The following is a 12875-nucleotide window of genomic DNA, read 5'->3' as shown; positions in this document are numbered from 1 at the left end:
TCTCGCCGACCCACTCACCCATCGCCACAAGACAAGTCTGGTCCCGCCGCTCACGCGGCAGGACCAGAACCCAAGATCTTCATCGACCTTCTAGGACCTGTCCCGGCCGCCCCGGCGGGCTCCAGGTCGCGCCGCAGGTCGGCGATCCCCTGGTCGAGGGCGGCCCGCAGATGGGTGGACCGCCCTGTCGACAGGAGGATGGACACCCCGCCCTGGATGGCGGCGAGCAGGGCGGCGGCCCGTGCGTCGACGTCCACGTCGGCCCCGGGAGCGCAGTTCGCCCGCACCGCGCGAATACCCGCCGCCAGGCTCTCCTGCCACTGCCGCATCAGCTCGACCACGATCGCCCGCGCACCCGGCGTCGACCGTCCGACCTGGAGGAACAGCGACCCGAGCGGACAGGTGTCGCCCTGCGCCTCGTAGCGGGCGATCACCACGTCCCGCCACCGCTCCCAGTCCTCCCAGGATTCGAGGCGGCCGAGATACGGCTGCTGGTCCTCCAGCACCTGTTCCGCCTCGAACCGCGCGACGGCGAGCAGCAGTTCGTCCTTGCCGTCCGGGAAGTAGTGGAAGAGCTGGCTCTTGCTGGTGCGGGTACGTGCCATGACGTCGTCCAGGGTCACGGAGCCGACCCCCTGCTCCCGCAGCACCTCGGCGGCCCCCTCGACGATCCGGCGCCGGGTGGCCTTCCCCTTGGCCGTCAGTTCCTTGCCCCGCATCGTCATCGTCCGCCCGACCTCCGCACCGTGGAACAGTGGACCGTGCAGTCCATTCTATGGGCTCAGCCGGCGAAGAGAGCGCTGGCCAGGGCCACGCTGACGACGGTGCCGCCGATGATGCTCAGCAGGGCGTTGCGGCGCCACAGGTGCAGTCCGACGGTGACGGCCAACGCGGCCAGGGGCGCGGTCACGCGGGGCTCGGTCAGCGGCAGGTCACGCAGGCAGTACACGAACAGGATGACCATCACACCGGCGGGCATCCGGGCGCCCAGGTAGCGCACGGTCCTGCTGGCCCGCAGCGCGGCCAGGGCGGTGAAGGGCAGCGCGCGCAGCGCCCAGGTGACGGCGGCCGAGACGCCGACGGCCAGCAGCAGGTAGCGGGTGTCAGGCACGGGACTCCTCCTTGCGGCTCCGGACCAGCAGCGCGGCGGTGAACAGGGCGAACGCGGCCAGCAACATCTGTCCGGGCAGGACCAGCCGCGCGACCAGGGCGCTGAGCAGCGCGAGGACGGGGGTGGGCAGGTCGCCGCGCCGCTCCCGGACGGCGTCCAGGGCGAGTACGGCGAACAGCGCGGTCATCGCGAAGTCCAGCCCGGTGACGCCGTCGGGCACCACCGAACCGAGCAGGGCGCCGAGGGTGGCACCGCCGACCCAGTACGACTGCATGAACAACTGCAGCCAGAGGATGCGGGCGCCGGACCAGGACCGGGCCCGCTCACCGGCGGTCAGGGCGTACGCCTCGTCGGTCAGCGCGAACGTGCCGTACGCCTTTCCGAGCGGCCCCCGCACGCGGTCGAGCGGGAAGGACAGCGCGTAGAACACGTGCCGGACGTTGACCAGGAACGCGGTCAGCGCGACCGTCGCCAGCGGGGTGACCGCGACGGCCAGGCCCACCAGCAGGAACTCGAACGAGCCGGCGTAGATGACGGCGGTGAACAGGCTCGCGCACCACCAGGGCAGGCCGGCGTGGGTGATGAGCACCCCGAAGGCGAGGCCCAGCGGGAGCAGGGCGAGCCCCACGGAGGCGGAGTCCCTGAGGGCGGCGGGGGCCTCCGACCGGGTGGCGGTCGAGGGCGGCGCGGCCAAAACCGTATGCATGCTGAAATTTTAGGAGGATTGTCGCCACATATGGTTTCCAATAATTCCCGTAAGCTGATGGTATGGGAAATGAAATGCACCTGGATGCCATCGACCGGGAAATTTTGTTTCACCTGCGCCAGGACGGCCGCCTGACCAACGTCGAGCTGGCCAAGCGGGTCGGCCTCACCCCGCCGCCGTGCCTGCGCCGGCTGAAGCGGCTGGAGGACTCCGGGGTCATCACCGGCTACCGCGCCGTGATCGACCCGAAGGCCGTCGGCCGGGGCCTGGAAGTCATGATCGACATCGAGGTCTCCGCGAACGACCTCAGAACCATCGAGACCCTGGAGGAGACGCTCTCCTCCTACGACGAGGTCATCGAGTTCCGCCGGATGTACGGGCGCCCCGACTACTTCCTCCGCGTCGCCGTCGCCGACGACGCGGCGTACAACACCTTCCTCACCGGCAAACTCACCGGCCTCCCCGGCATCCTGCGCGTCGAGTCCCACCTGACGATGAAGAAGATCAAGACCGACGACTGACCCCCACCACCCCAGGGGCGAGGAACCGCGCAAACACCCCCACCGACCCGCACCCCGCGGACCACCCGCACCCCCACCACTTCAGGGGCGCGGGGAACTGCGCAAACACCCCCCACCGGCCCGCACCCCGCGGACCACCCGCACCCCCACCACCTCAGGGGCGCGGGGAACTGCGCAAACACCCCCCACCGGGCCGCACCCGACCAGCAACCCGCACCCCCACCACGGCCCTACCCCACCACCAGCAGAATCGCCAGCAACACCGCCCCCGCCACCGCCGGCGCAGCCACCTCGTACGCCCACCGCACCGTGATCTCACCCTGCGCCGACTCCGCCGGCCCCCTGCTCTCCAACATCTCCCGCAGGTCGTCCATGACCTTGTCGGTCTCCGCGCGCACCGGCCCGGCCGCGTGCTCGGAGTCCAGCTGCCCCCCGAACCCCCCGGACGCACCGAACCCGCCGAAGCCGCCGAGCCCGCGCCCGGCGCCCCCCGCCCCCGGCCGCCCGCGCTGTGCGGCCGTCTGCGCCTTCGCCTGCCGGCGCGCCGCCTTCTTGCGGTTCCGCAGGGACACCGGGATCGCCCACAGCTGGTACTTCGCACCGGACTTGACGATCACCTCGTTCGAGTAACCGGAGCGCAGGGAGGCGATCTCCCCCCACGGCAGCGTGATCACCCGGAACGGGTTCCGCACCCGCAGCCGGTCCTCGCCCGCGAACACCGCGGGGCGCAGGGTGAAGGCGACGACCAGCGGCACGATGAGGATGAGCGCGGCGAGGGCCAGCCAGGGGGTACGGCCGTGTCCCCGGATCAGCGCGTCGATGCCGAGCCAGCCGACGATGCCGAGGAGCAGGACGCCGCCGATCAGCGCCTGGGGCGAGCGGTAGATGCGGTCCTTGACGAGGGGCGTGGTCATGCCGCCGATTCTGCCTCAGGCGTGCGCCCCAGCGCCCTCGGGGCCGATCGCCGTACGCGAGTGCGGGTCGCATCGGGTTGCTCGCGCAGTTCCCCGCGCCCCTTGAGGTAGGGCAGATCCCGCGCCTCAAGAAGAACCGCCCCCTCGGGGTGTACAGCCGCTACGCGCGTAGATATGCTCGGCTGGTGACCATGCCCACCACCGCACCCCACGCACTTGCTGACGTCACCGCGTCCGACAGCACGCTGCGCCGCTTCCTTCACGGGCTGCCCGGCGTCGACGCGGTCGGCCTGGAGGCGCGTGCCGCCTCGCTCGGCACCCGTTCCATCAAGACCACCGCGAAGGCGTACGCCATCGACCTCGCCATCTCGATGGTCGACCTGACGACCCTGGAAGGCGCGGACACCCCGGGCAAGGTCCGGGCGCTCGGCGCCAAGGCGGTCCACCCGGACCCGACGGACCGGACGACGCCGGCCACGGCCGCCGTCTGCGTCTACCCCGACATGGTGGCCGTCGCCAAGGAGGCCGTCGCCGGCTCGTCCGTCAAGGTCGCGTCCGTCGCCACCGCCTTCCCGGCCGGCCGCGCCGCACTCGACGTCAAGCTCGCCGACGTACGCGACGCCGTGACCGCCGGTGCCGACGAGATCGACATGGTCATCGACCGGGGCGCGTTCCTCGCGGGGAACTACGGCAAGGTGTACGAGGAGATCGTCGCCGTGAAGGAGGCCTCGGGCGCCGCCCGCCTGAAGGTCATCTTCGAGACCGGCGAGCTGTCGACGTACGACAACATCCGGCGGGCGTCCTGGCTGGGCATGCTCGCGGGCGCCGACTTCATCAAGACGTCGACGGGCAAGGTCGCCGTCAACGCCACCCCGGCGAACACCCTCCTCATGCTGGAGGCCGTGCGCGACTTCCGGGCGCAGACCGGCGTCCAGGTCGGCGTCAAGCCCGCCGGCGGCATCCGGACCAGCAAGGACGCGATCAAGTTCCTCGTCCTGGTGAACGAGACCGCCGGCGCGGACTGGCTGGACAACCACTGGTTCCGCTTCGGCGCCTCCTCGCTCCTGAACGACCTGCTCATGCAGCGTCAGAAGCTGGCCACCGGCCGTTACTCCGGCCCCGACTACGTGACGGTGGACTGATCACCATGGCCAAGGAAAAGATGACCACCGCATTCGAGTACGCACCGGCGCCCGAGTCCCGCTCCGTCGTCGACATCGCCCCCTCCTACGGCCTCTTCATCGACGGCGAGTTCACGGAGGCCGCCGACGGCAAGGTCTTCAAGACCGTCAGCCCGAGCACCGAGGAGGTGCTGTCCGAGGTCGCCCAGGCCGGTGAGGCGGACGTCGAGCGGGCCGTGAAGGCCGCCCGCAAGGCCTTCGAGAAGTGGTCCGCGCTGCCGGGCTCCGAGCGCGCCAAGTACCTCTTCCGCATCGCCCGCATCATCCAGGAGCGCAGCCGCGAGCTGGCCGTCCTGGAGACGCTGGACAACGGCAAGCCGATCAAGGAGACGCGCGACGCCGACCTGCCCCTGGTCGCCGCGCACTTCTTCTACTACGCGGGCTGGGCCGACAAGCTCGACCACGCGGGCTACGGCGCCGACCCGCGGCCGCTCGGCGTGGCGGGCCAGGTCATTCCCTGGAACTTCCCCCTCCTCATGCTGGCGTGGAAGATCGCTCCCGCGCTCGCCACCGGCAACACCGTCGTCCTCAAGCCCGCCGAGACGACCCCCCTCTCCGCGCTCTTCTTCGCGGACATCTGCCGCCAGGCGGGCCTGCCCAAGGGCGTCGTCAACATCCTCCCCGGCTACGGCGACGCGGGCGCCGCGCTCGTCGCGCACCCCGACGTCAACAAGGTCGCCTTCACCGGCTCCACCGCCGTCGGCAAGGAGATCGCGCGCACGGTCGCGGGCACCCGCAAGAAGCTCACCCTCGAACTGGGCGGCAAGGGCGCCAACATCGTCTTCGACGACGCCCCGATCGACCAGGCCGTGGAGGGGATCGTCACCGGGATCTTCTTCAACCAGGGGCAGGTCTGCTGCGCGGGCTCCCGCCTCCTCGTCCAGGAGTCGATCCACGACGAGCTGCTGGACTCCCTGAAGCGCCGCCTGTCCACCCTCCGCCTCGGCGACCCGCTGGACAAGAACACGGACATCGGTGCGATCAACTCCGCCGAGCAGCTGACCCGTATCACCACCCTCGCCGACCAGGGCGAGGCCGAGGGCGCCGAGCGCTGGTCCCCCGCCTGCGAACTCCCGTCCGCCGGCTACTGGTTCGCCCCGACGCTTTTCACGAACGTCACCCAGGCGCACACCATCGCCCGCGACGAGATCTTCGGCCCGGTCCTGTCGGTCCTGACCTTCCGCACCCCGGACGAAGCCGTCGCCAAGGCGAACAACACGCAGTACGGCCTCTCCGCCGGCATCTGGACCGAGAAGGGGTCGAGGATCCTGGCGGTCGCGAACAAGCTGCGCGCCGGCGTCGTCTGGTCCAACACGTTCAACAAGTTCGACCCGACCTCGCCGTTCGGCGGTTACAAGGAGTCGGGCTTCGGCCGCGAGGGCGGTCGCCACGGCCTGGAGGCGTACCTCGATGTCTGATCGCAGCAGTGACCGTCTGAGCGTCTTCAAGACCTACAAGCTGTACGTCGGCGGGAAGTTCCCGCGTTCCGAGAGCGGCCGGGTGTACGAGGTGACCGACTCCAAGGGCAACTGGCTGGCCAACGCACCGCAGTCCAGCCGCAAGGACGCCCGGGACGCGGTCGTGGCCGCGCGCAAGGCGTTCGGCGGCTGGGCGGGGGCCACGGCCTACAACCGCGGCCAGGTCCTCTACCGCGTCGCGGAGATGCTGGAGGGCCGCCGGGACCAGTTCGTGCGCGAGGTCGCGGACGCCGAGGGCATGGGCAAGTCCAAGGCCGCCGCGGTCGTGGACGCGACGATCGACCGCTGGGTCTGGTACGCGGGCTGGACCGACAAGATCGCCCAGGTGGTCGGCGGCGGCAACCCGGTCGCGGGCCCGTTCTTCAACCTCTCGTCGCCGGAGCCGACGGGCGTGGTGGCGGTCGTCGCCCCCCAGGAGTCGTCGTTCCTGGGCCTGGTGTCGGTGGTCGCGCCCGTGATCGCCACCGGCAACACGGCCGTCGTCGTCGCGAGCGAGAAGGCGCCGCTCCCGGCCCTGTCCCTCGCCGAGGTGCTCGCGACGTCCGACGTGCCGGGTGGAGTCGTCAACGTGCTGTCCGGCCGTACGGCGGAGATCGCCGCCCCCCTCGCCGCCCACCAGGACGTCAACGCGATCGACCTCGCGGGCGCCGACGAGGTGCTGGCGAAGGAGCTGGAGATCTCGGCGGCCGACAACCTGAAGCGCGTCCTGCGTCCACAGCCTGTGGACGACTGGACGGCGACACCGGGTCTCGACCGCCTGACGGCGTTCCTGGAGACGAAGACGGTCTGGCACCCGACGGGTTCGCTGGGCGCGTCCGGCTCTTCGTACTGAGGCGCACCGGAGCGCCCCGCAGGGGGCGCGGGGAACTGCGCGACCAGCCCCCACGGACCCGCAGTTCCCCACCGGGCTCAGTGCCCCACACTCCCCAGCAGCTGCCCCACCACCGGAAGCGAGCCGATCGACGGGGCCTGTGCCAGCGGCCCCGTCAGCATCTTCGACGTCAGCGGCTTGAAGTCGGCCAGCTGCGTCCCCACCCCGTTGTCCAGCGGGTCGACACCCGTGCCCGCGAGCGGGTTGGGCTTCAGGCCCGTCACCGGGCCGGTGACGTACGGCAGTACGCCGCCCAGCGCCTGCATGCCCGCCTGCGGGTCGATCTGGCCGAGCGAGGTGGGCCGGGTGCGGACCACGTCCAGCACGGGCTGGGTGTCCGCGGCGGCCGTCGCGGCGCCCGCGCCGAGCGCCACACCTGCCGTGGCGAGGGCGGCCAGGGCGCGCCGAGCGGTCGGGGTCGGGGAGGACGCGTGTCGGGACATCGCTGGTGCCACCTTCTGGTGCGCAGGGTAATCAGGTCGGCACACAGGGTAGTTGAGGTGTGACTCACGCTCCAAAGCCGACCCGCGGGGTCGGCAGGAGGCTCCCCATACGTCAAACTGGTGTTCCGTGAGCATTCATCCCCCGTCTCCCGCCCGCGTCGTGCTGCTGTGCGGCCCCTCGGGCTCGGGCAAGTCACTGGTCGCCGCCCGTTCCGGGCTCCCCGTCCTGCGCCTCGACGACTTCTACAAGGAGGGCGACGATCCGACTCTGCCGTTGGTGGCGGGGAGTTCGGACATCGACTGGGACCACCCGGAGTCCTGGGACTCGGAGGTCGCGGTCGAGGCCATCGGGCGGCTGTGCGCCACGGGGGCGGCGCCCGTACCGGTATATGACATAGCACTGAGCGCCCGCACCGGCGCCGAGACGCTGGACATCGGCCGCACCCCCGTGTTCATCGCCGAGGGCGTCTTCGCCGCCGAGATCGTGGACCGCTGCCGCGAACTGGGCCTCCTGGCCGATGCGCTCTGCCTCAGCCGGGGCCCGGTGAAGACGTTCCGGCGCCGTTTCCTGCGCGATCTCAGGGAGGGCCGCAAGTCGGTGCCGTTCCTGCTGCGGCGCGGCTGGCGGCTGATGCGGGCGGAGCGCACGATCGTGGCCCGCCAGGTGTCGCTGGGCGCACACCCGTGCGACCGGGACGAGGCGCTGGGCCGGATGGCGGCGGCCGCGGTGGGCCGGCAGACCCGGGACCGGACACCGGCGGCCTGACTCCCGTAGGGGACAGAACCCGACCGTCGTATCGAACAAAAAAAGCGGGACTGGATGGACCCCCCGGCCCTCCAGTCCCGCTTCCCCCGTCGCTCCGCCGAACACCCCCGTGTCCCCCGTGGCGGAGCTCCCCCGTGCTTCCCCCCAGGTCCCCCCCGGACCCGCTTTCCCCCGTGTTCCCCGTGGGTCCCCCCGGACCCTCCCCCAGGTCCCCCGTTCCCCCGGTTTCCCCCGTCAGGATCCCCCCGGATCCCCATACCCTCAGGCGACAAGCTCCCCGAAGGCGTTCTCCTCGTCACGGCCGAAGCTGAGGACCTCGTCCTCGCGCAGCCGGCGGAGCGACCGCCAGATGCTGGACTTCACCGTGCCGACACTGATGTCGAGGATCTCCGCGATCTCCGGGTCCGTGCGGCCCTCGTAGTAGCGCAGGACCAGCATGGTGCGCTGGAGTTCGGGGAGCCGGGCGAGCGCCTGCCACAGGACCGCGCGCAGCTCGGTGCCGCTCATCGCGTCCGTGTCGCCGGGCGTCTCCGGCAGTTCCTCGGTCGGGTACTCGTTGAGCTTGCGGCGCCGCCAGGCGCTGATGTGCAGGTTGGTCATGGTGCGGCGGAGGTATCCGCCGACCGCCGCCTTGTCGCTGATCCGGTCCCATGCCCGGTACGTCGAGAACAGCGCGCTCTGCAGCAGGTCCTCGGCCTCGTAGCGGTCACCGGTCAGGTGGTAGGCGGTCGCGTACAGGGAGGCGCGGCGCTCCTGGACGTAGGCGGTGAACTCCGCCTCCGTCAGCGAGCGGCGCTCCCCCGTGTCCTCCCCGTACGCGGATCCCCCGTGTGCCTCCCCCGTGAAGCTGTCAACCACCGTCATGTAGCCGGTGTGCTGACGCCCGGTGCCGCGAGCGCACCCCCGCCCGCTCACGGCACCGGACTTCTCGGAACCCCGGTGCACGTCGTGCAGACGCGTGATCACTGCGCTGGTGCTGTGGCTGATCAGCGTGTTCATCTCGCGCCCCCCGTCGTGGACTTCCGGTAGTTCGGCCTGCCCAGGCGGTCCGCCTGGGCGGTTGCCTGTGCCGAGAACTCTGCCGGGCCACCTTCACGGCCGTATCCGCCGACTGTCACAGACCTGTCACAGGGGTCCGGCACGGAGAGTCCACAGGACGTACACAGGTGGTGGCGCTACAGAGGTTTGCGGGGAGCTGCGAGCCGCACAGGTCGTACGACGGGCCCTGCATGGGCCAGAATGAGCCCGTGCCTTCCCTGTTGCTGATCGAGGACGACGACGCCATCCGTACGGCCCTGGAGCTCTCTCTGACGCGCCAGGGACACCGGGTGGCCACCGCTGCGACCGGTGAGGACGGTCTGAAGCTGTTGCGTGAGCAGCGGCCCGATCTGATCGTCCTCGATGTCATGCTGCCCGGCATCGACGGGTTCGAGGTGTGCCGGCGGATCCGGCGCACGGACCAGTTGCCGATCATTCTGCTGACCGCGCGCAGCGACGACATCGACGTGGTCGTGGGCCTGGAGTCCGGTGCGGACGACTATGTCGTCAAGCCCGTCCAGGGGCGGGTGCTCGACGCCCGGATCCGGGCCGTGCTGCGGCGCGGGGAGCGGGAGTCCACCGACTCGGCGACCTTCGGCAACGTCGTCATCGACCGCAGTGCGATGACCGTGACGAAGAACGGCGAGGACCTCCAGCTGACGCCGACCGAGCTGCGGCTGCTGCTGGAGCTGAGCCGGCGGCCGGGACAGGCGCTGTCCCGGCAGCAGTTGCTGCGGCTGGTCTGGGAGCACGACTACCTCGGCGACTCCCGGCTGGTGGACGCGTGTGTGCAGCGGCTGCGCGCCAAGGTGGAGGACGTGCCCTCGTCCCCGACCCTGATCCGTACCGTGCGTGGTGTCGGCTACCGCCTGGACGCCCCTCAGTGACGGACGTGCAGGGGGGTTTCCGCGGCTGGGCCGCGGATCGCAAGGGAGCCATGTCCCGGCTGCGCTTCACCAGTCTGCGGCTGCGGCTCGTCGTCGTCTTCGGGCTCGTCGCGCTGACCGCCGCCGTGTCCGCGTCCGGCATCGCGTACTGGCTCAACCGCGAGGCCGTGCTCACCCGTACCCAGGACGCGGTGCTGCGCGACTTCCAGCAGGAGATGCAGAACCGGGCCGGTGCGCTGCCCGTGCACCCGACGCAGGACGAACTGCAGCGCACGGCCGGGCAGATGGCCAACAGCAGCCAGCGGTTCAGTGTGCTGCTGGTCGGCCAGGACACCAATGGCAAGGCGGTGTACGGCAGTTCGGACGGGCTCAGTGCGTTCGCGCTCGACGACGTGCCGACCTCGCTGCGCAAGGCCGTCGACAAGCAGCAGAAGGTGACCGACTCCAACGAGTCGGCGTACCACCTGTACTGGCAGCGGGTCGTCGACCACGGCACGCCGTATCTCGTCGCCGGGACGCGGCTGATCGGGGGCGGCCCGACCGGTTACATGATGAAGTCCCTGGAGCCGGAGGCGAAGGACCTCAACTCGCTGGCGTGGTCGCTGGGGATCGCCACGGGGCTCGCCCTCATCGGTTCGGCGCTGCTGGCGCAGGCCGCCGCCACGACCGTGCTGAAGCCGGTGCACCGGCTGGGAGTCGCCGCGCGGCGGCTCGGCGAGGGCAGGCTGGACACCCGGCTGCGGGTGTCGGGTACGGACGAACTCGCCGATCTGTCACGGACGTTCAACGACGCGGCCGAGGCGCTGGAGAAACGGGTCGACGACATGGCCGCGCGGGACGACGCGTCCCGCCGGTTCGTCGCGGACATGAGCCACGAGCTGCGCACCCCGCTCACCGCGATCACCGCCGTCACGGAGATCCTGGAGGAGGAGCTGGAGGCGGAGTCGGGGTCGATGGACCCGATGATCGAGCCCGCCGTCCGGCTGGTCGTCAGCGAGACGCGCCGCCTCAACGACCTCGTCGAGAACCTGATGGAGGTCACCCGCTTCGACGCCGGTACGGCCCGGCTGGTCCTCGACGACGTCGACATCGCCGACCAGATCACCGCCTGCATCGACGCCCGCGCCTGGCTGGACGCGGTGGATCTGGACGCCGAGCGCGGCATCCACGCCCGCCTCGACCCGCGCCGTCTCGACGTCATCCTCGCCAACCTGATCGGCAACGCGCTCAAGCACGGCGGGTCGCCGGTGCGGGTTTCGGTGCGGATCGAGGGGGACGATCTGGTCGTCGCCGTACGGGACCACGGTCCGGGTATCCCGGAGGACGTGCTCCCGCATGTCTTCGACCGGTTCTACAAGGCCAGCGCCTCCCGGCCGCGTTCCGAGGGCAGCGGGCTGGGCCTGTCGATCGCGACGGAGAACGCCCGCATCCACGGCGGCTCGATCACCGCGGCGAACTCCCCGGAGGGCGGTGCGGTGTTCACGCTCCGGCTGCCCCGGGACGCCTCGCGGCTGACGGAGGAGAGCAAGGACACCGGCGATGCCGGGGGCATCGGGGATGCCGGGGGCATCGGGGATGCCGGGGATTCCGGGGAGAAGGGCGCCTGATGCACGTACGAAGACTCCTGGCCGTGGCCGGGCTGGCGCTCGTGCTCTCCGGGTGCGGGATCCGGGCCACCGAGGTGCCGACCGACTTCGGCGGGGCGCCCTCGCGGGTGCCGTGCTCGATGACCCAGCCGGATCTGCCGGCGCAGAGCGAGCGCGGGGTGCCGGTGCAGGTGTTCCTGCTGTGCGGTTCCTCGCTGGTGACCGTCGACCGTGAGGTGCGCGTCCCCGACGGCTCGGCGGACGCCAAGCGGCGGGTGACAGTCGCCCAGGGGCTGCTCGACCAGCTCGCCGAGACGCCGTCGGCCGCCGAGAAGGAGGCCGGTTACTCGACGTACGTGCGGGGCGGGATGAGCGTCTGGGGACCCCGGGCCGGGGATCCCGACGACACGCTGCGGCTGAGTACGTCGCCGCCGCAGCTGACGTCGTACGCGCTCGCCCAGATCGTGTGCACGCTGTCCGACTCGGCGGCCGCGGAGGGGGACGGGTCGGTGATCCTGGGCGGGCCGGGGACGGAGCCGTTGCGGCGGTACGAGTGCACGGACGCGGTGCGGAATGCTCCGAGTGGCAGCCGGCCCCCGTCCACTGAGGTGGCTTCCGGGTGAGGGGCGCCGGGGCGCCTTAGGGGGTGCCGGGACAGATCGTGCGGCGAGCGCGGGCCGGTGGGGGCTGGTCGCGCAGTTCCCCGCGCCCCTAAAGGGGCGCGTTCCACGGGGCGCTCTCCCTGGGGCGTGTGTTTGAGGCCTCACTCCCGTATCCGGAACCGATCGTGTGCACGGGGGCGTCTTGGGGGGCGTGCAGCGTCCAGGCTCCATCGGCGGCAGCGCCGCGATCCGCGTCCGTGTGGCAGGGGGTGTCCTCCTTGTCGCACACCTCGTGTTCGTCGCCTGGCTGATGCTGCGGCCGCTGGACGTGCCCTGGGTGATGCCCGCCAACCTGCACCCTTTCGCCGGTATCCGCGCCGACCTGGCGCTGGGCTGGCGCGAGGCGGCCCACCGGATCGGTGAGGGCCTCGCGCTGCTCGCCCCGCTCGGTGTGCTGCTGCCGATGACCCACGGGAAGCTCCGGGTCTCCCCGCTCGCCTCGCTGATCAGTTCGGCCGCCGCGGGCGCCATGATCTCGCTGGGCATAGCCCTGCTGCAGACCGGAGTGCCCGGCCGTGTGGTGGATGTCGACTCGATACTCCTCAACACGGCCGGCGTCGTCGTCGCGCATCTGGCGGTGGTTCCGGCGGCCCGCTCCCGGCTCCGTCGGCGGGGTGAGCGGCGGCGGCCCGCCGCCCTCCCCCAGGAGGAAGCGGCTCAGGGTCTTACCCCGACGATTCCCAGGGTCGGGATCGCCCCGTAGAGCGACGC

General features: G+C 71.2%; 15 protein-coding genes. 9 read left to right on the top strand and 6 right to left on the bottom strand.

Features of this window, described 5'->3' with window-relative positions:
* Positions 1-50 precede the first annotated feature (50 nt).
* From ABZ887_RS48110 to ABZ887_RS48100, 3 genes are all read right to left on the bottom strand, one after another.
* Positions 51-719 carry a TetR/AcrR family transcriptional regulator gene (locus tag ABZ887_RS48110; protein ID WP_361305512.1) on the bottom strand — a complete coding sequence of 223 codons (669 nt, stop codon included), beginning with the start codon at positions 717-719 and terminating at the stop codon, positions 51-53.
* 62 nt (positions 720-781) lie between these two features.
* A complete protein-coding gene (locus tag ABZ887_RS48105; protein ID WP_361305502.1) occupies positions 782-1111 on the bottom strand; it encodes an AzlD domain-containing protein in 330 nt (109 codons plus the stop codon).
* A complete protein-coding gene (locus ABZ887_RS48100; protein ID WP_361305500.1) occupies positions 1104-1817 on the bottom strand; it encodes an AzlC family ABC transporter permease in 714 nt (237 codons plus the stop codon). Before ABZ887_RS48100 ends, ABZ887_RS48105 begins: the two co-directional genes overlap by 8 nt.
* Before the next feature lie 62 nt (positions 1818-1879).
* Here ABZ887_RS48100 and ABZ887_RS48095 point away from each other — a divergent pair, with 62 nt between their 5' ends.
* Positions 1880-2338: an Lrp/AsnC family transcriptional regulator gene (locus ABZ887_RS48095; RefSeq protein ID WP_361305498.1), complete on the top strand. Its 459-nt coding sequence runs from the start codon at positions 1880-1882 to the stop codon at positions 2336-2338.
* Between the two features lie 230 nt (positions 2339-2568).
* Here ABZ887_RS48095 and ABZ887_RS48090 read toward each other — a convergent pair whose 3' ends face one another.
* Positions 2569-3252, bottom strand: a complete 684-nt coding sequence (locus ABZ887_RS48090; RefSeq protein ID WP_361305496.1) for a PH domain-containing protein — start codon at positions 3250-3252, stop codon at positions 2569-2571.
* A 191-nt stretch (positions 3253-3443) separates the two neighbouring features.
* On the opposite strand from ABZ887_RS48090, the gene deoC reads away from it, so the two are divergent.
* Genes deoC through ABZ887_RS48075 form a run of 3 tightly spaced genes read left to right on the top strand, consistent with a single transcriptional unit; the run spans position 3444 to position 6743 of the window.
* Positions 3444-4394, top strand: coding sequence for a deoxyribose-phosphate aldolase (gene deoC, locus ABZ887_RS48085; RefSeq protein WP_361305510.1), 951 nt, complete (start codon positions 3444-3446; stop codon positions 4392-4394).
* Between the two features lie 20 nt (positions 4395-4414).
* The gene (locus ABZ887_RS48080; protein WP_361305494.1) at positions 4415-5851 is read left to right on the top strand and encodes an aldehyde dehydrogenase family protein; all 1437 of its coding nucleotides are present in this window, start codon (positions 4415-4417) and stop codon (positions 5849-5851) included.
* Positions 5844-6743 carry an aldehyde dehydrogenase family protein gene (locus ABZ887_RS48075; RefSeq protein WP_361305492.1) on the top strand — a complete coding sequence of 300 codons (900 nt, stop codon included), beginning with the start codon at positions 5844-5846 and terminating at the stop codon, positions 6741-6743. The genes ABZ887_RS48080 and ABZ887_RS48075 overlap by 8 nt, the downstream gene beginning before the upstream one ends.
* Positions 6744-6820: 77 nt before the next feature.
* Here the strand turns inward: ABZ887_RS48075 and ABZ887_RS48070 are convergent, their stop codons facing one another.
* On the bottom strand, positions 6821-7225 hold the full coding sequence (locus ABZ887_RS48070; protein WP_361305490.1) for a hypothetical protein: 405 nt from the start codon (positions 7223-7225) through the stop codon (positions 6821-6823).
* 127 nt (positions 7226-7352) lie between these two features.
* On the opposite strand from ABZ887_RS48070, the gene ABZ887_RS48065 reads away from it, so the two are divergent.
* Positions 7353-7991, top strand: a complete 639-nt coding sequence (locus ABZ887_RS48065; RefSeq protein WP_361305488.1) for a uridine kinase — start codon at positions 7353-7355, stop codon at positions 7989-7991.
* A 261-nt stretch (positions 7992-8252) separates the two neighbouring features.
* Here the strand turns inward: ABZ887_RS48065 and ABZ887_RS48060 are convergent, their stop codons facing one another.
* Positions 8253-8990 carry a SigE family RNA polymerase sigma factor gene (locus ABZ887_RS48060; RefSeq protein WP_361305486.1) on the bottom strand — a complete coding sequence of 246 codons (738 nt, stop codon included), beginning with the start codon at positions 8988-8990 and terminating at the stop codon, positions 8253-8255.
* Positions 8991-9238: 248 nt separating this feature from the next.
* Here ABZ887_RS48060 and afsQ1 point away from each other — a divergent pair, with 248 nt between their 5' ends.
* The 4 genes from afsQ1 (at position 9239) to ABZ887_RS48040 (ending at position 12867) form a co-directional block, all read left to right on the top strand.
* Positions 9239-9916 carry a two-component system response regulator AfsQ1 gene (gene afsQ1 / locus ABZ887_RS48055; RefSeq protein WP_177232965.1) on the top strand — a complete coding sequence of 226 codons (678 nt, stop codon included), beginning with the start codon at positions 9239-9241 and terminating at the stop codon, positions 9914-9916.
* Between the two features lie 50 nt (positions 9917-9966).
* Positions 9967-11523: a HAMP domain-containing sensor histidine kinase gene (locus ABZ887_RS48050; RefSeq protein WP_361305484.1), complete on the top strand. Its 1557-nt coding sequence runs from the start codon at positions 9967-9969 to the stop codon at positions 11521-11523.
* The gene (locus tag ABZ887_RS48045; RefSeq protein ID WP_361305482.1) at positions 11523-12125 is read left to right on the top strand and encodes a hypothetical protein; all 603 of its coding nucleotides are present in this window, start codon (positions 11523-11525) and stop codon (positions 12123-12125) included. The genes ABZ887_RS48050 and ABZ887_RS48045 overlap by 1 nt, the downstream gene beginning before the upstream one ends.
* Positions 12126-12315: 190 nt before the next feature.
* Positions 12316-12867, top strand: coding sequence for a VanZ family protein (locus ABZ887_RS48040; RefSeq protein WP_361305480.1), 552 nt, complete (start codon positions 12316-12318; stop codon positions 12865-12867).
* The last annotated feature ends 8 nt before the right edge of the window (positions 12868-12875 follow it).

Source organism: Streptomyces sp. NPDC047061, assembly GCF_040643955.1.
Lineage (GTDB): Bacteria > Actinomycetota > Actinomycetes > Streptomycetales > Streptomycetaceae > Streptomyces.
The sequence above is the reverse complement of the archived record's forward strand: the minus strand, read 5'-3'. Positions and strand labels throughout refer to the sequence as shown.

Bases quoted from the DNA above. Each gene is read 5' to 3' on its own strand.
- ABZ887_RS48110 (WP_361305512.1), bottom strand. From the start codon at position 719: ATGCGGGGCAAGGAACTGACGGCCAAGGGGAAGGCCACCCGGCGCCGG.
- ABZ887_RS48100 (WP_361305500.1), bottom strand. From the start codon at position 1,817: ATGCATACGGTTTTGGCCGCGCCGCCCTCGACCGCCACCCGGTCGGAG.
- ABZ887_RS48095 (WP_361305498.1), top strand. From the start codon at position 1,880: ATGGGAAATGAAATGCACCTGGATGCCATCGACCGGGAAATTTTGTTT.
- ABZ887_RS48090 (WP_361305496.1), bottom strand. From the start codon at position 3,252: ATGACCACGCCCCTCGTCAAGGACCGCATCTACCGCTCGCCCCAGGCG.
- deoC (WP_361305510.1), top strand. From the start codon at position 3,444: ATGCCCACCACCGCACCCCACGCACTTGCTGACGTCACCGCGTCCGAC.
- ABZ887_RS48080 (WP_361305494.1), top strand. From the start codon at position 4,415: ATGACCACCGCATTCGAGTACGCACCGGCGCCCGAGTCCCGCTCCGTC.
- ABZ887_RS48075 (WP_361305492.1), top strand. From the start codon at position 5,844: ATGTCTGATCGCAGCAGTGACCGTCTGAGCGTCTTCAAGACCTACAAG.
- ABZ887_RS48070 (WP_361305490.1), bottom strand. From the start codon at position 7,225: ATGTCCCGACACGCGTCCTCCCCGACCCCGACCGCTCGGCGCGCCCTG.
- ABZ887_RS48060 (WP_361305486.1), bottom strand. From the start codon at position 8,990: ATGAACACGCTGATCAGCCACAGCACCAGCGCAGTGATCACGCGTCTG.
- ABZ887_RS48050 (WP_361305484.1), top strand. From the start codon at position 9,967: ATGTCCCGGCTGCGCTTCACCAGTCTGCGGCTGCGGCTCGTCGTCGTC.
- ABZ887_RS48045 (WP_361305482.1), top strand. From the start codon at position 11,523: ATGCACGTACGAAGACTCCTGGCCGTGGCCGGGCTGGCGCTCGTGCTC.